Origin of the sequence: Hymenobacter sp. YIM 151858-1 (assembly GCF_025979705.1) — a bacterium.
Taxonomy (GTDB): domain Bacteria; phylum Bacteroidota; class Bacteroidia; order Cytophagales; family Hymenobacteraceae; genus Solirubrum.
This window is the reverse complement of the sequence record NZ_CP110136.1, coordinates 460,522-478,079: the sequence shown is the minus strand read 5'-3', so window position 1 is coordinate 478,079 and position 17,558 is coordinate 460,522. Positions and strand designations below refer to the sequence as shown.

Genomic DNA, 17,558 nt, shown 5'->3' with positions numbered 1-17,558 from the left:
GATTTATGCTCGATCTGCTGCTCTTCCCGCTGCTTCTGCGTTCTTTTTTGGCGCTTCCGTTTACCGCACCTGCCCAGCAGCAGGTAGCTCCCAAACCCGCGGTGCAGCAGCAACAGCCCGCCGCCCAAGCCAAGCCCGAGCTACTGGCCTGGTCGGCCAAACGCCCGCTTACCTGGGCCGATTTCAAAGCCCGTCCCAACACCGCCGATCCGCTGCACGCCCTTACCACGGCCAACATTGGCGCGCAAATTGGCTGCAAAGACTACGTTTTCTCAGCCAACGTGCAGGCCACCTTCACGCCTACTGAATCGTGGGTGAAGGCGCCGCAAACCGCTTCGGCCGCCCTGCTCCACCACGAGCAAGTACACTTCGACCTCACGGAGGTGCACGCCCGCATGCTGCGCCAGCGCCTGCAAACCATCAAGTTCGACTGCGAGCGGCTGCAACCGGCCTTCAACAACCTGATGAAGGTGGCCATTACGGCCTGGCAGCGCGAGCAGCAACGCTACGACGTAGAAACCAACCACGGCCTGAACCTGATAAAGCAAAAAGCCTGGCACGAGCAGGTGCAGCAGCGCCTCACGCAGTTGCAGGCTTTTGCCGCGCCCGAGGCTACGGCAGCCAGCACCAGCGGCGGCCAATAAACGCGGCGCGCAAATCCGTTGGCTACGCCGACCTTCGGTTCCGCGCTACAACTGCCCCGCGTACCTTGCGGCCATGTCAGCCGAACAACCTTCTGTAATTACCTGGTCCGACTTCGAGCGCGTGGATATCCGCGTGGGCACCATTGTGGAGGCCCGCCCCTTCCCCGAAGCGCGCAAGCCGGCTTATCAGCTGCTCCTCGACCTAGGCCCCGAGCTAGGCCTGAAGAAGTCGAGTGCCCAGATTACCAGGCACTACACCCCCGAAACCCTCGTGGGCCGGCAGGTGCTTTGCGTGGTTAACTTCCCATCAAAACAAATCGGCCCGTTCCGCTCCGAGGTGCTGGTAACCGGCGCCCCCGATGCCGAAGGCCATATTGTGCTGGCTTCGCTGGCCGGCCCCGTGCCCAACGGCAGCCGCCTGGCGTAAGGCGGCAACGCGTGTAGCGTGGGCTACCGTCGGGTTACTGCCGCGGCAGCTTTACCTCGCGGGCGCTGATGCTGTCAATCACCACGCCGTAAATCTCCTCCAGGTCCTTGCCGTGGATGGCGTAGTACCGCATACTTTGCCGGAATACTGGCTCGGTGGTGTTGTGGCGGCGGTACAGGTTCTTCGACTCGCGCAGAAACAAAGCGCGGGCCGAATCGGGGGTGGTGCCGGCGTTTTCTACGCGGGCTTCAGTCAGGTGCAAATCCACGAGTATGCGCACCATCTTGTCGCGGGGCAACAATTGGGCGGGGCGCGCGGGCTCTTCGGGCCGGTCGCACTGGCTGAACAGCAGCGTGTTCAGCAACAAAACGAATACAATCAGAGGATTCTTCACGGCCCAAAAATAACAGCTGCGGTTCCAACGCGTTATTTTAGCCACCGCTCATGAGTCAGCCCAGCCCCGACAACTCCCTTCAAAGCATTTTGCGGCGCCTGCGCCAGCTCGAAATCCGCATCCGCAAGGTGGTGGATGCCCAGCTGCAGGGCGACTTTCACTCGGTGTTCAAGGGCACCGGGCTGGAGTTCGACGAGGTGCGCCTGTACCAGTACGGCGACGAAGTGCGCGCCATCGACTGGGCCGTAACGGCCAAAGGCCACGGCACCTTCGTGAAAACGTACAAGGAGGAGCGCGAGCAATCGGTGCTGCTGCTGCTCGACGTGAGCCGCTCGCAGCGCGTGGGGGCCGAAGGCCGCCGCAAGCTCGATGTGGCCCGCGAAATCTGCGGCATTCTGGCCCTGTCGGCGGCGCGGCAGGATGCCCAGCTGGGCGTACTGGCTTTTTCCGATCAGAAGGAGCTGTACCTGCCGCCCGGCAAAGGCTTGCGCCACGCTTATGCGCTTATCAAATCGGTGTTCGGGCTGGAGCCGCAGAGCCCCGGCACCAACGTGGCCGCGGGCATCCGGCAGGCCCTGGGTCTGCTGAAGCGCCGGAGCCTCGTGCTGCTCCTCTCCGACTTCATCGACACCGAATACGAACGCGAGCTGACCATGCTGGCCCGCAAGCACGACTTGATTGTGGTGCAGCTGCACGACCGCCGCGAGCAGGAGTTTCCGCCCCTGGGTATTGTGCCCTTGCGCGACGAGGAAACCGGCCGCACCGTGTGGGTAAATACCTCCTCCAAGGCGTGGCGGGCACGCTACCGCGCTACCTACGAGCAAAACCGCGAGCAAATCGGCCAGATTTGCCGCCGCCACCGCACGTCGTTTCTCAGCATCGCTACCGATGTCGATTACGTGCCGCAGCTGCTCAATTTGTTTCGCCTGCGCAACCGCCGCGGCGCTCAACCTCAGGCTTCGCCCGCTTCCTGATGCAGCTGCGCGTAGTTCGTTGGTTGTGGCTGCTGGGGTTGCTGTTCGGCGCCCTAGGTGCCGGTGCGCAAGCCCCGGCAAAGGCACCTGCCACCCCGCCCGCCTCCGTGCCCGACTCGCTGCCGAAAGGCCGTTTTCTGCGCCCTGCGGCGAGGGTTGGCGAGTTGGTGGAGTTTGAGCTGACCTTCCGGCACGAGCCCGCGCTCAATGTCGTTTTTCCCGATTCCACGGCCGGGTTTAAGCCGTTTGAGTACGTGCGGCGCGAGTACTGGCCCACGCGCACCCGCAACGGCATCAGTCTTGACCGGTGCCGCTACACGCTGCGCACGTTTTCGCTCGACTCGGTGCAGCAGCTGCAAGTGCCCGTAACGGTGCTGCGCGGCCGCGACACCGTGCTCTTGTACGCCGCGCCCGCCGCCGTGCGGTTGGTACGCACCGCCCCCACCGTGGCCCCCGGCGCCGACCTGCCCCCGCTGCGACAGGATTTGCGCCCTTTGCCCGTTGAGCCGCTGTTTAATTACCCCTACTGGATTGCCGGGGCTCTGGCGGTACTGGCCGTAGCGGGCGTAATCTGGTGGACGTTTGGGCGCAACCTGCGCCAGCGCTACCGGCGCTACCGCATGGCCCGCAACCACGTGTATTTTATGGCGCAGTACGCCCGCCACTTGGAGCGTTTTCAGCTGAGCCGCTCGCTCGCCAACATGGAGCGCTCCATCACGCTCTGGAAAAACTACCTGGCCCGCCTCGAAGGCAACTCGCTGAATACCCTAACCACCCGCGAGATTGTAGCCCATTACCAGGGCGACTCCGACGTGGCCACGGCCCTGCGCCTCTCCGACCGCATGATTTACGGCAACCAGCTGCCCGACGAAGCCGCCGAGCAAACCGACCACGCCCTGGAGCTGCTCCGCCGCTTTGCCGACCGCCGCTACCAATTGGTGCGCACCGCGTCGCTGCGCGGCGCCTAGGTGCCGGCGCGGTTTCGGCCCAATGGCACCTAGGGCGCCGCGGTGCTGCCAATGCTTCTGCTTAACTTTCCGGCTGCATGGAGCAGTTTTGGCAGCAAGTAGTAGTACCGGCGTTCGATGGGCTCCGCTACTCCACCCTCACCAGCTACACCTGGGCTTACCCCCGGGTGCTGTTGCTGCTGGCCGCTGTACCACTGCTGTTTCTGCTGCGCGAAGCCCTGGCCCAGCGCCGCCGCCGTAAGCTCGGCGTGGCCTTCGTGCGGGGGCAGGCCCGCAGCCATTGGAGCTCGTTGCTGCGTTTTGTGCCCGATTTGGTGCTGGCGCTTAGCCTGATGATGGGCTTGCTGGCCCTGGCCCGCCCCCAACGCACCGACGAGCGCGTGGAGCAATCGGGCCGCGGCATTGATATCGTGCTGGCCGTCGACGTGTCGGCCTCCATGGAGCTGCAGGATTTTCAGCCCAACCGCCTGGAAGCGGCCAAGCGCATGGCGCAGGCGTTTGTGCGCGGCCGCCGCGGCGACCGGATCGGCGTGGTGGCGTTTGCCGGCGACGCTTACTCCGTACTGCCCCTCACCACCGACTACGAGCTGCTCAACGAAGAGCTTAACAACTTGCGCCTGGGCCTGATCCCCACCGACGGCACCGCCATTGGCACCGCTCTGGGCGTGGCCACCAACCGCCTGCGCAACTCGCCGGGCCGCTCGCGGGTGTGCATCCTCCTCTCCGATGGCGAAAACACCGCCGGCTCGCTCGACCCGCTGACGGCCGCGCAGCTCGCCCACGCTTTCGGGCTGAAGCTCTACACTATTGGCCTGGGCAAAGACGGCACCGTGCCCTACGGCCGCGACGAGCAAGGTCGCCCCAGGTTCGTGGAAACCCGCCTCGACGAAACCACCATGCGCCAGATTGCCGAGGCCGGCGCGGGCCAGTTTTTCCGGGCCACCGATAACTCGGCCTTGCAGCGCGTATTCGCCCAAATCGATCAGCTCGAGAAAACCGAGGTAAAGCTGACGCGCTACCGCAACACCCACGATTACTACCGCTTTTACCTGTACTGGTGCATTGGCCTGTGGCTGCTGTGGCTCGGGCTGAAAAACACCTTTATGGTAAGCGCCATGGAAGACTAACCGCGTGTGGCACCGAGTGGCACTCGGTGCTGGCGCCGCAGGCGCCAAGGCGGGAGCGGGCCGCTTGGGTCGTGGCCGCGCAGTCACACTGGCGCGAGTCTTAGCGCGAAGCGCGCGACTCGTGCCGCAGCATGGAGGGGAGTCTCCAGACTCCCGTCACCATAACGCACCATAACGGCTTGCCGGCTTGGGCTGCCTGATGTTTCCAGTAAGAAAAGCACCTAGGCCGCCTCGTTCACGGCACGGGAGTCAGAGACTCCCCTCCATGTTTGGGCACGAGTCGCGCGCCGAAGGCGCTAAGACTCGCGCCAGTGTGAGACCTTGCGGTGCCGCGCATTATGGGCCGCATAGCCCGGTCCCGCCTTGGCGCCTGCGGCGCCAGCACCGAGTGCCACTCGGTGCCACACCCTACCTTTGCCGCCATGTCGATAGCTGATAACATTCGTGCTTTCCAGCAAGAGCTAACCGGTACCCGCTGCCGCCTGGTTGCCGTGTCCAAAACCCACCCCGTCGAGCTAATCCAGGAAGCCTACGACGCGGGGCAGCGGCTGTTTGGCGAAAACCGCGTGCAGGAGCTTACGGCCAAGCAGCCTGCGCTGCCCGCCGATATCGAGTGGCACCTCATCGGGCACCTGCAAACCAACAAGGTAAAGTACATCGCCCCGTTTGTACACACCATCCAGAGCATCGATAGCCTGAAGCTGCTGCTGGAAGTGGAGCGCCAGGCGGCCAGGCACCAGCGCCAGATACGCGTGCTGCTGCAGTTCCACATCGCCGACGAAGAAACCAAGTTCGGGTTGTCGTGGGAGGAGGCCGAAGCCATGCTGCGCGACGCGGCGGTGCAGCAACTGCAGCACGTGCGCATTGCCGGCGTAATGGGCATTGCTACCAACACCGATGATGAAAGCAAGCTGCGCCAGGAGTTCGGCACGCTGCGCGGCTACTTCGAGCGGCTGAAGGCCGAGCTCCTTGCCAACAACCAAGAGTTCAGCGAAATATCGATGGGCATGAGCGGCGACTACCGCCTGGCAATCGAAGAGGGCAGCACGCTCATCCGGGTGGGCAGCGCCATCTTCGGCCACCGCGCCTACCCGGCCTAGGTTGCAACCTCGGCGGTAGCCAGGCTCCGGGCGTTGCCCGCTAAAAGCGGCTTACCTTTGCACGGCTCCCCGCCATTAGCTTATTACATACTTCTGCTGCATGAATGCTCGCCTCATCCTTATCACCGCTGCCATTTTGGGTGCCCTGGGGGTTTCGCTGGGTGCTTTCGGGGCCCACGCCTTTAAGGCGCACCTCGAGGCTACCGGCCGCCTCGAAACCTTCGAAACGGCGGTGCGCTACCAGTTTTATCATACCCTTGCCCTCATGGCCCTAGGTGTGCTGCGCTTCGTTCGCCCCGATGCGGTTAGCCTGGGTACGGTGGCTTGGCTGTGGCTGGGCGGTATCATCATATTCAGCGGCTCGTTGTACCTGCTGTGCCTCACCGGCTTGCGGTGGCTGGGCGCCATTACGCCCATTGGCGGGGTGCTGTTTATCATTGGCTGGGTGATGCTGGCCGTAGCGGCCATGCGCCTCGCCTAGGTAGCCGCAAAGCAAAAAACACAAAGGCCCGGTTGGCAGCTGCCAACCGGGCCTTTGTGTTTATCAGCCAGGCTATTGTTACGACTTCTTGGCTTTTACCTTGGTTTTGGTCTCGGTTTCCTTGGTCTTGGTTTTGGCCTCCACGGCCGTTTCGGCAGGGGCTGCAGCCGGGTCGAGAATTTCGCCTACCAGCGAAACCATGGTGCTGCCACCGGCCGCGTTCGACTCGATGGTCAGGACTTTGTTTTGCATGCCCAGCTTGCCGGCCGAGTTAAACTTGGCCGTGATGCTGCCGGTTTTGCCTGGCATGATGGGGTCCTTCGTCCAGTCAGGAGTGGTGCAGCCGCAGCTGGTGCCGATGTTCGAGATTACCAGCGGAGCCGTGCCCGTGTTCTTGAACTTGAACGTGTGCTCTACCACGTCGCCCTGCTTGATTTTGCCGAAATCGTACTTCATTTCGGTAAAGCTGATGGCTGGGCCATTTGCCTTGGCAGTAGCGGCTTGTGCGGGAGCCGCGGGGGTTTGAGCCTGAGCGGCGAAGCCGGCCAACGAGAGCGACAGCGCCAGAGCAAGTGCCTTTTTCATGTTGCGGGTGACAGTAAGAGTTGGAGGGTAATTCAAGTTAAGCCTTTCGCGCCGCTAGCCAACAATCGGACCAATTGCGGGCAGCTGCCTCGGGCAAAGCTACCAGATGCGTACCATTCGGCGGCGGTGTTTGCGGGCGTAGCGTTTGGGGTCGGGGCAGTTTTCGTAGGCTTGCTTATCCTGCCGCGAAAGCGGCAGCTGCTGCCGGGCCTCGGGGGCGGGTTGGTTGCGCCACACCGAGGGCATGTTGCTGCGGGCGGCAGCAGGCGGCGCGGCCTTGCGCGGCGTCCGCACCTGCGCCGTAGCTACCTGAGCGCTGCCCAGCCACAACCAACAACCGATACCTAGGGCGCAAGCAAGCTTCATGCGGGGCAGTTACAAGTTGCTACCCCAACACCTGCCCTGCCCAATTCATTCCGCGCCTCCGTCGACAAGTTTGGCGTTGAAATTCAGCAAAAAGAGCTTTTCGGAGGCACGCGTAACGGCCGTGTACAGCCAGCGCGTAAACTCGGCATTGATCATGTCTTCCTTCAGAAAACCGTGGTCGACGAACACGGCGGGCCACTGACCACCCTGCGCCTTGTGGCAGGTAAGCGCGTAGGCAAACTTCACCTGCAGGGCGTTCAGGTACGGGTCGGCGCGCATGGCGGCGGCTTTCTCCTTCTTGGTAGTCAGGTGAGAGTAATCCTCGCTTACGGCTTCGTACAACGCCTTGGAGCGGTCGGCCGGGAAAGCGGGGCTTTCGGTGTGCAGGGTATCGAGCAGCAAGCGTGCTTCTAGCTCGGGCTCGTCGGGGTAGTCGACGAGGCGCAGGCGGGCATCGGCAAAGCGGCAGCCAAACTCCTCCATGCGCCGCACAATTTTGGTTACCTCCACAAAGTCGCCGTTGGCCAAAAAGCCCGCTTCCGATTCGGCCGGCAGCCAGGTGTAGTTGTTGCGCACCACCATCAGGTAGTCGCCGGCCTCAATTTCGTCTTCGGCATCAAACAAGGTGCGCCGAATCAGTTGGTTGTACTGGTTGGCGTTTTTGTTGGAGCGGCAGATAATGGTGGTGTTCTCGTGGCCGTAGTGCCGGTAGGCCCAGCGCAAGCCGTCCTCCAACTTGTCGCCGCCCATTTTGTAGATGTCGGGGTAGCCTTTGGTAACAAACTGAATGTTGGGCGAAGCCTCCGCCGAACCGGGCGTGGCTTCCTGCGCATCGCGCAGCTCCTCGCGCAGCACGGTGGCGTTCATCAGAATACCCGACGACTCAGCCTGACGCATTACCTGACGCAGCTCGGCGGCCTCCACGCGGCAGCGGTACGAGCTAGCCAGCACGCCGGGGTCGAGGGCGGGGCTAATGCTTTGGCCCACCGGCGGCAGCTGGGCCGTATCGCCGATGAGCAGCAGGCGGTTGGTGGTTTTCTCGAACACGTAGCCGAGCAGGTCGTCGAGCAAAGCACTTTCGCCAAACGACTTCTCGTTTGAAATCATCGAGGCTTCGTCGACGATGAAGATGGTTTCGCCGGAGCGGTTGGGTTGCCGCGCAAAGGCCATGCTCTCCGAACCGCCCGACTTACGGTAAATGCGCTTGTGAATGGTGCTGGCTGGCACCCCCGAGTACTGCGACATTACCTTGGCCGCGCGGCCCGTGGGCGCCATCAGCACGTACTTCCGGCCCATTTTGTCGAGCCACTTTACCAAGGCGCTTACCACCGTGGTTTTGCCGGTACCGGCGTAGCCGCGCAGCAAAAAAACCTTCCGGCCGGGCAGTTGGTCTTTCAAAAACCCATCGAGCTGCCCAAACAGATACGATTGATCTTCGGTGGGCTCGTAGGGAAAATAGTTGCGAACAGAGGGTATTCTTGTCGTCAGCATTCGAGACTTATAACTCAGCTAGCAGAACAAAAGATTGAGCAAGCGCATTCGATGCCGATGCGATATTTGCCAAGCTGCACGGCTGCTTGGGCCTATGCACTTGGCTTTTTCGGTGCGCCCCAAACAAGCGCGTAAAGCCGCCCCGCCAACAGCACGGAGCCAAGCCCGAAGCATGCCAGGGCCATGTACTTGCAGAACTGCAGGTCGGCACACAAGTTACGCCCCGTTACCAGCGAAATGCACTCGGGTGGGCCGTTCGTTTCGTACTTCAGGCTTACGGCCGTGTTAACAGCTCCAAAGGCGTTTACAGCCGCTATTAAGTACAACAGCAACACCACCCAGTTGGCCCATGCCGAGGAAATAAGCCTTTTCACAACTCCGGCTCCTAGGCGGCTGGCTCTACCACGGCCATTGTAGCTGTGGCCTTGGCAATTAGCAACCCCTCTTCGGGGTTTTGGCCGCCAAATGCCCGCACTTCTGCTTCGCAGAAATGCAGCCGGCGCCCGCCTTTCAGCACCCAGCCAGTGGCAATCAGCTTATCACCCAGGCCGGGGTGCAGGTAACTTACCTTCAGCTCGGCCGTAACGAGGCCGTGGTCGTCGGGGATGAGCGTAACGCCGGCAAACCCGGCCACAAGGTCGGCCATGGTGGCTACGAGGCCGCCGTGGGCAAAGCCGCGCTGCTGCTGGTGTTGCGTGCCTAGGTCGAGTTCGGCCTGCACGCGGCCTGGCTCGATGGTCGTGATATCGGCACCAATAAGGTGCATAAAGTGCTGGCGCTCCAGCTTGCGACGAATACGCGCCGTGAGGTCGTCGGTGGGGGCAGTGGTAGGCGAAGTAGACATTGCCGCAAAGGTACCGCCCTAGGTTTGCCCGTGCCAATTGGCAGCCAAAGCGCGTATCTTTTCGCAGGCTTCACTGCTGATAATCATGAACCTGTCGGATTACCTTATTTCGGGCGCGTTGGGCTTGGCTTTGGCGGCGTGCAGCGGCTTTCGGGTGTTTGTGCCGTTGCTGGCGGCCAGCATTGCCTACCGCACCGGCTACCTGGCGCCGTCGCCGGGGTTTGCGTGGCTGGGCACTTGGGCCGCCCTAGGTGTGCTGAGCACCGCCACCCTGGCCGAAATGCTGGCCTATTACTTTCCGGTGGTCGATAATCTGCTCGATTCGCTCACCACGCCGGCCTCGTTTGTGGCCGGTACGCTGCTGATGACGGCCGCTTTGCCCGAGCTAAACCCAGTGCTGCGCTGGGGTTTGGGGGTGCTGGTGGGCGGCGGTACAGCAGGAATTATCCAAACCGGCACGGCCGTGCTGCGGGCGGGCTCTACGGCGGCTACCGGCGGCCTGGGCAACCCCGTGCTGGCCACCATCGAAAATACGTTGGCCGTGGTAGGCTCGGTACTGGGGCTGCTTTTGCCCTTGCTGGTAGCGGGGGCAGCTATTGCCGCTATCGTATTCATCGGCAGCCGGTTGCGCCGCCTGCGGCGGCGCAGGCAGGCAAATTTTTCGGCCGGCAGCCCCAACCATACGGGCATTTCATAGGTTTAGGGGCCTGTTACCGCTCCGCTTTCCGCACCTATGCCTGTTTCCTCTGCCTCGCCCGAATCGTTGCTGCACGCCTACACCGAACGCGCCCGCGTGCGCGTTTGTGGCCTGCTGGTGCACGATGGTTCGTTGCTCCTGACTGCCCACCGCGGCCTGTTGGCCAACGACGAGCCGTTTTGGTCGCCGCCGGGCGGCGGATGGCAGTTTGGCGAAACCCTACGCGAAGGCGTGGTGCGCGAGTTTCGGGAAGAAACCGGCCTGGTAGTGCAAGTTGGCCGCTTTTTGCACCTGCACGAGTACCACGGCGACCGGCTGCAAGCCCTCGAAATGTTTTTTGAGGTGCTGCCCACCAACCCCAAAGCGTTGCCGCGCCTAGGTTCCGACCCCGAGCACCACCCCGACAGGCAGCTGCTTACGCAGCTGGCCTGGCTTACGCCGCGCGAGTTGGTGAAGCTGCCGCCGCGGCAAGTGCACCCCATTCTGCGCGACCTCATCAGCGCCGACGACGCGTATATTCCGCAACTCCGCTTGCGCTAATTGCGGCACAAAACGGCGGCCTGCTTACCTTTAGCAGATATTAGTTCTGCTGTGCCGCCTGTGTCTCACGCCGATTCTGCCGATTTCGTTGCCGCTGCGGCTTTGCCTACAGCCTTGCACCGCCTGCGCGACGAAACCCTCGATACCGCTAACCTGGCGGGCTACAACCTGTACCTGACTGCCGGGGCCCACGGCCTGCGCGTAGGCGTAGCCGACGTGCGCCGCAACAAGTTTGTGGTGCTCGAGGATTACGCCCCCGAGCCTGCTACCTCGCTGGCCGGGCAGCTGCAAGCCCTGGCCAGCCACCACGACCTGGTTGGCCTGCAGGGCTGGAACCGCGTGCGCCTGGCCGTGCAAAACCGCCACTTCACGCTGCTGCCCGCTCCGCTTTTCCGCGACGGCGACGAGGCGGCATACCTGCGCCTGCACCACCGCTTCGATGCGCAACACGAGGTAGTGCGCCGCTTTCTGCACCCCAACCGAGAGGTGGTAAGCGTATTTTCGGTTGAAAAGGCCTTGGCCGATTGGTTTGAACGCACCTACCCGCAACAAAAGCTGCTCCATCAAACCAGCGCCCTGCTCGAAGGCGTAGTGCACCAAAGCGAGCGACAGGGCCCGCCTAGGTTGTTTTTGAGCGTGGGCCCGCACGAGCTTACCATTGCCGTAGTGCGCGAAAAGCGCCCGTTGTTCTGCAACGTGTTCAGCTTCAGCACCGCCGAGGACTTCATTTACTACGTCATCCTGGTGATGCAGGAGCTGGGCCTGAACCCCGACGACGACCCCGTGGCCGTGTACGGCGACCTGATGCACGACTCGGAGCTGTTTTCGGTGCTGCGCAAGTACATCCGCAACGTGCGCTTCGGCAACCGCCCCTACGACCTTAGTTACAGCTACCGCCTCAACGACGTGTTCGAGTACCGCTACTTCGAGCTGTACAGCCTGCACCTCTGCGAGTAATTAATAATTAGTAATTAGTAATGCGTGAAAATATTATTCAGACGAAATCGTATGCCTTTGCTTCCCGAATTGTGAAGGCATATCGGTACCTGGTGGCCGAACACCGGGAGTATGTATTGTCGAAACAGCTTTTGCGGAGCGGTACGTCAATCGGGGCAAACGTGGAAGAAGCATTGGCAGCAGCTTCCCGCGCCGATTTTGTTCATAAACTAACCATCGCGGCAAAAGAAGCCCGCGAAACCAACTACTGGTTGCGGCTACTGCACGACAACGATTTTCTTCCGACTCCCATCTTTCCCTTTTTTCGGATATCAATGAGCTTGGCAAAATCATCACCCGCATTCTGGTCAGCACCAAGAGCAACAATTAATAATTACTAATTCATAATTATTAATTAACCCAATGCGCATTGCCCTATTTCCCGGCTCGTTCGATCCGTTTACCAACGGCCACCTCGATGTGGTGCGGCGCGGCGCCGAGCTGTTCGACCACATCATCATTGCCATTGGCAACAACAGCAGCAAAACGCGCTACCTGCCGGTTGAGCAAACGGTTGATATCATCAACGAGGTGTTTCGCGACGAGCCGCGCGTGTCGGTGCAGGCCTACAAGGGACTCACGGCCGACTTCGCGCGCGAAACGGGTGCTAGGTTTCTGCTGCGCGGGCTGCGCAACACCACCGATTTCGAGTACGAAAACACCATTGCGCAGGCCAACCGCCACGTAAACCCCGAGCTGGAAACCGTTTTCCTGATTACCTCCCCTGCCCTGGCCGCCATCAGCAGCACCATCATCCGCGAAATTCACCGCTTTGGTGGCAACGTCGATGACTTCGTGCCATTCCAGATGCCCCCGGCCCAACAACCCTAGGCCCTGAACATCTTCTCACCCATGCCTGCCGCGGAAGCAACCTAGGTTACTTCCGCGGCAGGCATGGGTTGACCCATCTATTTGCGGGCCAGCACCCGAATTCCCGTGATTTTCGACGGTTCGGCGGGGTTCGGTACAGGCAGCACCAAATAAGTGTCGCTTACCAAGTCGAGGTTGCCACGGCGCATCAACTCGTCTTCGTTGGTACCGAGCAACACCAGGTCGCGCACTTTGCGGGTGCGGGCATTAAAAGTGGCTACAACCGTGGCGCCTTGGTAGTCAAAGGTATTGAGCCATTCGTCGGCCTGGTTGGTGCGCAGCTGCTTAGCGGTAGGCTCGGCACCTACCGAAGCCGCCTCCGCTTCGCGGGGCTTGCCCAGCACCTGGCGCACTTCGTCGATGTTGCGCCCCACCAGAGCCGGCATGTTTAGCCCGGTCACGGGCTTGGCTTGCGCAGGCGGTGCGGCATCCCTTTCGATGGCCGGGGTAGTGCGGGTGCAGGCAGCACCCGCGCATACCAATAACACCAGCATCAGCAAGCACGAACGGCTTGAACGCATAAGCTACACGCATGAAGCCGGAGCCAGTGCGGCCGCCCCGGCAGGCTAAGGCTACTTGTTGGTTACGGTAGCCGCGCCGGCCACCTCGCTCAGGTAGTGGCGCACCACCAACGAAATAGAGGCGTACGACTCTTCGAGGGCTTTGAGGGCCTCCTGGGGCTGCATCCAGCGCACTTCTTCGATGTACTCCTCCGCCTGCGGCTTCATGAGGGTATCATCGAGGCACTGCATGATGTACCAGTTGGTTTTCTTCAGGATTTTGTTGCCGTTGTAGGCGTAGGAGTGCCAGGTGCTGGGCAGCTCGTCGCCTAGGGCCACCTTGATGTTGCATTCCTCCTCTACTTCCCGCAGCGCACCTTCGGCCGGGTCCTCGTCTTTCTTAAGCTTACCCTTGGGCAAATCCCATTTGCCGAGGCGGTAAATCATGAGCACCAAGCCGTCTTTCACTACCAGACCACCAGCGGCCTTGGCAATTTTAAACTGGTCTTTGAGGTGCAGGATGAGGGCCTTTTTCTTTTTCGCCATGAGCGTGAGCGAGGTAAGCTTCTTGAGCTTTTTTACCTCCATCAGGCGCAGCATGCGGTCGATAAAAGCCGGCGTTACGTCGCGCACCAGCACATCGCCCACCAGGTCCTTCGAGATGAACTCGTCTTCGGGACCTAGGATGAGGTCGTAGCGGTGCTTGTAGACCTTTTCGGAGGTCTTCTTGATGATTATTGGGATGTCGTTGATGAAAACATTCATCGCGGCAAGTCGGAAGGAAAATGGGAGCAGATGGTCGTCCGGCAGGCTGCAAAACACAGCATTAATTTCGGTATACGAAAGGTGCTTGGATGCTAAAAGGCCAGCTGAGGTAGCCGGGTGCTTCGGCTAGTTAGGCGGAATACGGTTGTGAGCGAGAAAGGTAACACGCTCCCCGAATATTCACTTCATTGCAGCACCCCAGGTTTGCCGGGCGCGTACTTTGCAACCGCCAACTCAACCGTACCGCCATGCAAATCGGCCTGCTTTCCGATACACACAGCTACCTCGATGACCGCATTTTGCACCACTTGCAAGGTTGCGACGAGATATGGCACGCCGGCGACGTAGGCCACGAAAAAGTTCTGGACGAGCTGCAAGCCGTTGCGCCGCTGCGTGCCGTTTTCGGCAACATCGACGACCGCAGCATTCGCTTGCGCTGCCCCGAGCACCATATTTTCGAGGTAAACGGGCTGAAGGTGCTCATCACGCACATCGGCGGCTACCCGGGCCGCTACGCCCCGCCCGCCCGCCCGCTGCTGCAGCACGAGCGGCCGGGGCTGTTTATCTGCGGCCACTCGCACATTTTGCGCGTAATGCCCGACCGCCAGTTGGGCCTGTTGCACCTGAATCCCGGTGCAGCCGGCAAGCACGGCTTTCATAAAGTGCGCACCCTGCTCAAGTTTCGGGTCGAGAATGGGAAAGTGGAGCAGTTGCAGGCAGTGGAGCTCGGCCCGCGGGTGTAGCGCGCAGTAGCGCGGGCTTTGGCTACGCCGACCTTCGGTTGTAGGCCGCGGCCCCGGATAGTATTCTCAATCGTTGCGGGCGACGCGGTGTAGCGTGGGCTTCAGCCCGCGTATGCCGGCACGAGTGGTACCGCGCGGTTTCGCCTCAACGATTCTGTTCCAGCCACCACGCGCTACCGACCTAGGCCAGACATTACTATCCAAGGACGCGGACTGCAACCGCAGGTCGGCGTAGCCAAAGCCCGCGCTACCTCATACCACACGAAAAAGCAAAAGCGCCTTGCGTGGCCACGCAAGGCGCTTTTGCTATTACCAGCCGACCGGCCGGAGTGCCGTTTCGGCTTCCCGCGGAGGAAGCCGCGGCTTAAAACTTAGGCAGCTGCTTCGTTCTTTTTGAAGCTAGCCTTCAGCTCCTCGATATCCACGTTCTTCAGAACGGGCGTGCGGAGCAGATCTTTAATTTCCTGCACCTTGTTGTTGGCGCGGGCGATGTTCTTGCGGTGCTTACGCTTAAGACGAGTAACGGTCATGACGCGGTCGGTTTGAGTCTATTCTGCAGAATGAGGGGGCAAAGGTAAGCAAAAGTTCGACACGTTTTGCTGCTCGCCCAGTGATTGTTGCCGATTCGGGCGCCAAATATAGCAGCAAGTTGGCGCCGGGGCAGTAGTTTGGTATTCGCAAACGGCCGCATCAAGCAGCGCGGCCAGCTCATCGGCAACTGCAACGGCGCCCTAGGTGCTTCTACCTCAACAACCATGATTGATTTACGCTCCGATACCATTACCCGCCCTACCCCTGCCATGCTCGAGGCCATGTTTCGGGCGCAGGTAGGCGACGACGTGTACGAAGAAGACCCCACCGTGCGCGAGCTGGAAAACGAATGCGCCCGCCGCTTCGGCATGGAGGCCGGCTTGTTCTGCCCGTCTGGCACCATGACCAACCAAATTGCCATTAAAGCACACACACAGCCCATGTCGGAAGTGGTGTGCGAGCAAACCTCGCACATTTACCTGTGGGAAGTGGGCGGCATTGCCTTTCACTCAGGCGCTTCGGTAGCGCTGCTGCCCGGCGAGCGGGGCCGGCTTACGGCGGCGCAAGTGGCCGCGGCCATCCGCTCCGAAAACGTGCACTACCCCAACACCAGCCTCATCAGCCTCGAAAACACGCACAACCGCGGCGGCGGCAGCTGCTACAGCTGGCAGGCCCTCGAGGAAATTGCCGAGCTGGCCCAGAGCAAAGGCATTCCGCTGCACCTCGACGGCGCCCGCATCTTCAACGCCTTGGTGGCCACCGGGCAGCGCAGCGAAGATTACGGCCAGCTGTTCGACTCCATTTCCATCTGCCTGAGCAAAGGCCTGGGTACGCCCGTGGGCTCGGTGCTGGTGGGCACGCAGGAGTTCATTCGTAAGTGCAAGCGCATTCGCAAGGCCATGGGCGGCGGCTGGCGCCAGGCAGGGTACCTGGCGGCGGCTGGCCTGTACGCCCTCGAAAACCACGTGGAGCGCCTTGCCGACGACCACCGCCGGGCCCGCCAGTTGGCCGAAGCGCTGGAGCAGGCGCCGTACGTCGACTACGTGCTGCCCGCCGAAACAAACTTGGTCATTTTCCGCCTTCGCGAGGGCCTTACCGAAGACCAGTTCCTCGCCCACCTGGGCGAGTTCGGCGTGAAGGCCTCGGCCTTCGGCCCGCAAATGGTACGCTTTGTAACCCACCTCGACGTAGACGACGCCGGCATTGAGCGCGTGCTCGAGGCCATCCGGGCCGTGCCGCAGTACGCCTAGGTGGCGAATGCCCTCCAACGAGCAAGGCCCCGTAACCAGCGTTACGGGGCCTTGCTCGTTGGAGGGGTTATGCTAGCGTACCTCTTCTTTAAGCGGAATCGGATCGGCGGGTTCTTCGGTGAGCTGCCCCGGCGCCAGGATAATCATGCCGATGATGGCTGAAATCGCCGAGCCGATGAGCACCGCCAGCTTGGCCAGGTCCACGGCTGCTTCGTTGTTAAACGACAGCGTGGCGATGAAAATGGCCATGGTGAAACCAATACCCGCCGTGAAGCCCAGCCCGATAAACCGCCGCCAGTTAACGTTGGTGGGCAGCTGTGCCTGGCCCATGCGCACCACCAGCCACGTTACGCCCACAATGCCGAGCGGCTTGCCCACCATCAGGCCAAGCCCTACACCTAGGGCCAGCCCCGAAAACAGCTCAGGCACGATGTCGGCCGACAGCACAATAGCGGTATTGCACAGCGCAAATAGCGGCAGGATAAAGTAGTTGACGGGTTTTTGCAGGGCATGTTCGAGGTCTTCGAGCCGATCGGTAGGAATGCTCAGGGCCAGCAACACACCCGCAATGGTGGCGTGTATGCCTGATTTCAGCACGCAAAACCACAACCCCAAGCCCAGCAAAATATATAGCCCAAGCGGCTTTACCTTGAAGCGGTTGAGCAGTACCAGCACGGCAAAAATGGCGGCCGCCCCCAGCAAAAAGCCGCTGTGTATGCCGCTGGTGTAAAACGCCGCGATGATGATAACGGCCAGCAGATCATCGATAATGGCCAGCGCCGTGAGGAACACCCGCAGCCCAAACGGCACCCTATCGCCCAACAACGACAAAATACCCAGGGAGAAAGCAATATCGGTAGCGGTAGGAATGGCCCAGCCCGAAGCGGCCGGTGTGCCGCGCGTAAACGCCAGGTGAATCACCGCCGGCAGCAGCACGCCGCCCACCGCGGCCACGGCCGGCAGCAGGGCCTGCCGCGGCTCAGCCAACTCGCCGTACAGCACCTCGCGCTTGATTTCGAGCCCTACTACAAAGAAAAATACCGCCATGAGCCCGTCGTTGACCCAGTGCGACACCGACTTATCGAGCGCGCCGTAGCCAACGTGGGTTTCCCAGAAAGCCAGGTAGCCCGGGCCGGCCGTGGTATTGCTCAGCACCAACGATACCACGGTGGCCAGCAATAGCAGCAAGCCGGCCAGCTTTCCGCTTTCGGACAGCTCGCGAATGGGGATAATAATGCGTCGGAGGGGCATGAAAACAATGGTAC

Annotated in this window: 23 protein-coding genes; 14 read left to right on the top strand and 9 right to left on the bottom strand. The window is 61.3% G+C overall.

Translation table 11 applies throughout. The features are described from left to right. Positions 1-5: 5 nt before the first annotated feature. On the top strand, positions 6-644 hold the full coding sequence (locus tag OIS50_RS02025) for a DUF922 domain-containing protein (protein WP_264692661.1): 639 nt from the start codon (positions 6-8) through the stop codon (positions 642-644). A 73-nt stretch (positions 645-717) separates the two neighbouring features. Next, positions 718-1,071, top strand: coding sequence for a tRNA-binding protein (locus OIS50_RS02020; protein WP_264692660.1), 354 nt, complete (start codon positions 718-720; stop codon positions 1,069-1,071). 34 nt (positions 1,072-1,105) lie between these two features. On the opposite strand, the gene OIS50_RS02015 is transcribed toward OIS50_RS02020, so the two are convergent. Continuing rightward, positions 1,106-1,465 (bottom strand): DUF4296 domain-containing protein, encoded by a 360-nt coding sequence (locus OIS50_RS02015; protein ID WP_264692659.1) that lies wholly within the window; start codon positions 1,463-1,465, stop codon positions 1,106-1,108. A 50-nt stretch (positions 1,466-1,515) separates the two neighbouring features. Between OIS50_RS02015 and OIS50_RS02010 the strand changes: the two genes are divergently transcribed. From OIS50_RS02010 to OIS50_RS01990, 5 genes are all read left to right on the top strand, one after another. Then, complete coding sequence (locus OIS50_RS02010) at positions 1,516-2,439, top strand: DUF58 domain-containing protein (protein WP_264692658.1); 924 nt, start codon at positions 1,516-1,518, stop codon at positions 2,437-2,439. Further along, positions 2,439-3,407, top strand: a complete 969-nt coding sequence (locus OIS50_RS02005; RefSeq protein ID WP_264692657.1) for a hypothetical protein — start codon at positions 2,439-2,441, stop codon at positions 3,405-3,407. The genes OIS50_RS02010 and OIS50_RS02005 overlap by 1 nt, the downstream gene beginning before the upstream one ends. 77 nt (positions 3,408-3,484) lie before the next feature. Continuing rightward, positions 3,485-4,534, top strand: coding sequence for a VWA domain-containing protein (locus OIS50_RS02000; RefSeq protein ID WP_264692656.1), 1,050 nt, complete (start codon positions 3,485-3,487; stop codon positions 4,532-4,534). A gap of 422 nt (positions 4,535-4,956) precedes the next feature. Beyond that, complete coding sequence (locus tag OIS50_RS01995; protein WP_264692655.1) at positions 4,957-5,634, top strand: YggS family pyridoxal phosphate-dependent enzyme; 678 nt, start codon at positions 4,957-4,959, stop codon at positions 5,632-5,634. Between the two features lie 100 nt (positions 5,635-5,734). Further along, positions 5,735-6,115, top strand: coding sequence for a DUF423 domain-containing protein (locus OIS50_RS01990; RefSeq protein ID WP_264692654.1), 381 nt, complete (start codon positions 5,735-5,737; stop codon positions 6,113-6,115). A 78-nt stretch (positions 6,116-6,193) separates the two neighbouring features. Here OIS50_RS01990 and OIS50_RS01985 read toward each other — a convergent pair whose 3' ends face one another. The 4 genes from OIS50_RS01985 to OIS50_RS01970 all read right to left on the bottom strand — a co-directional run bounded on the left by OIS50_RS01985 (position 6,194) and on the right by OIS50_RS01970 (position 9,401). Continuing rightward, positions 6,194-6,700, bottom strand: a complete 507-nt coding sequence (locus OIS50_RS01985; RefSeq protein WP_319805315.1) for a DUF1573 domain-containing protein — start codon at positions 6,698-6,700, stop codon at positions 6,194-6,196. Positions 6,701-6,799: 99 nt separating this feature from the next. Continuing rightward, the gene (locus tag OIS50_RS01980; protein ID WP_264692653.1) at positions 6,800-7,066 is read right to left on the bottom strand and encodes a hypothetical protein; all 267 of its coding nucleotides are present in this window, start codon (positions 7,064-7,066) and stop codon (positions 6,800-6,802) included. Between the two features lie 45 nt (positions 7,067-7,111). Next, the gene (locus OIS50_RS01975; protein WP_264692652.1) at positions 7,112-8,557 is read right to left on the bottom strand and encodes an ATP-dependent DNA helicase; all 1,446 of its coding nucleotides are present in this window, start codon (positions 8,555-8,557) and stop codon (positions 7,112-7,114) included. 385 nt (positions 8,558-8,942) lie between these two features. After that, positions 8,943-9,401 (bottom strand): PaaI family thioesterase, encoded by a 459-nt coding sequence (locus tag OIS50_RS01970; RefSeq protein WP_264692651.1) that lies wholly within the window; start codon positions 9,399-9,401, stop codon positions 8,943-8,945. An 85-nt stretch (positions 9,402-9,486) separates the two neighbouring features. Between OIS50_RS01970 and OIS50_RS01965 the strand changes: the two genes are divergently transcribed. From OIS50_RS01965 to coaD, 5 genes are read left to right on the top strand one after another with little or no spacing between them, the layout of a single operon-like run. Beyond that, the gene (locus tag OIS50_RS01965; RefSeq protein WP_264692650.1) at positions 9,487-10,098 is read left to right on the top strand and encodes a DUF4126 domain-containing protein; all 612 of its coding nucleotides are present in this window, start codon (positions 9,487-9,489) and stop codon (positions 10,096-10,098) included. A 36-nt stretch (positions 10,099-10,134) separates the two neighbouring features. Continuing rightward, a complete protein-coding gene (locus OIS50_RS01960) occupies positions 10,135-10,638 on the top strand; it encodes an NUDIX domain-containing protein (RefSeq protein WP_264692649.1) in 504 nt (167 codons plus the stop codon). A gap of 60 nt (positions 10,639-10,698) precedes the next feature. Then, positions 10,699-11,595: a DUF3822 family protein gene (locus OIS50_RS01955; protein WP_264692648.1), complete on the top strand. Its 897-nt coding sequence runs from the start codon at positions 10,699-10,701 to the stop codon at positions 11,593-11,595. Positions 11,596-11,615: 20 nt separating this feature from the next. Next, positions 11,616-11,975: a four helix bundle protein gene (locus OIS50_RS01950; RefSeq protein WP_319805314.1), complete on the top strand. Its 360-nt coding sequence runs from the start codon at positions 11,616-11,618 to the stop codon at positions 11,973-11,975. A 22-nt stretch (positions 11,976-11,997) separates the two neighbouring features. Continuing rightward, entirely contained in the window at positions 11,998-12,465 is a 468-nt protein-coding gene (gene coaD / locus OIS50_RS01945) for a pantetheine-phosphate adenylyltransferase (RefSeq protein ID WP_264692647.1), read from the top strand. 77 nt (positions 12,466-12,542) lie between these two features. Here coaD and OIS50_RS01940 read toward each other — a convergent pair whose 3' ends face one another. Further along, a complete protein-coding gene (locus tag OIS50_RS01940) occupies positions 12,543-13,025 on the bottom strand; it encodes a hypothetical protein (protein ID WP_264692646.1) in 483 nt (160 codons plus the stop codon). Positions 13,026-13,076: 51 nt separating this feature from the next. Beyond that, on the bottom strand, positions 13,077-13,769 hold the full coding sequence (locus OIS50_RS01935; RefSeq protein ID WP_264692645.1) for an NUDIX hydrolase: 693 nt from the start codon (positions 13,767-13,769) through the stop codon (positions 13,077-13,079). A 248-nt stretch (positions 13,770-14,017) separates the two neighbouring features. Between OIS50_RS01935 and OIS50_RS01930 the strand changes: the two genes are divergently transcribed. After that, positions 14,018-14,512 (top strand): metallophosphoesterase family protein, encoded by a 495-nt coding sequence (locus OIS50_RS01930; protein ID WP_264692644.1) that lies wholly within the window; start codon positions 14,018-14,020, stop codon positions 14,510-14,512. A 371-nt stretch (positions 14,513-14,883) separates the two neighbouring features. Here OIS50_RS01930 and OIS50_RS01925 read toward each other — a convergent pair whose 3' ends face one another. Then, positions 14,884-15,042 carry a hypothetical protein gene (locus tag OIS50_RS01925; RefSeq protein WP_173664832.1) on the bottom strand — a complete coding sequence of 53 codons (159 nt, stop codon included), beginning with the start codon at positions 15,040-15,042 and terminating at the stop codon, positions 14,884-14,886. A 225-nt stretch (positions 15,043-15,267) separates the two neighbouring features. Between OIS50_RS01925 and OIS50_RS01920 the strand changes: the two genes are divergently transcribed. Continuing rightward, the gene (locus OIS50_RS01920; RefSeq protein WP_264694315.1) at positions 15,268-16,293 is read left to right on the top strand and encodes a threonine aldolase family protein; all 1,026 of its coding nucleotides are present in this window, start codon (positions 15,268-15,270) and stop codon (positions 16,291-16,293) included. Between the two features lie 72 nt (positions 16,294-16,365). On the opposite strand, the gene nhaA is transcribed toward OIS50_RS01920, so the two are convergent. After that, complete coding sequence (gene nhaA, locus OIS50_RS01915; protein WP_264692643.1) at positions 16,366-17,544, bottom strand: Na+/H+ antiporter NhaA; 1,179 nt, start codon at positions 17,542-17,544, stop codon at positions 16,366-16,368. Between the last annotated feature and the right edge of the window lie 14 nt (positions 17,545-17,558).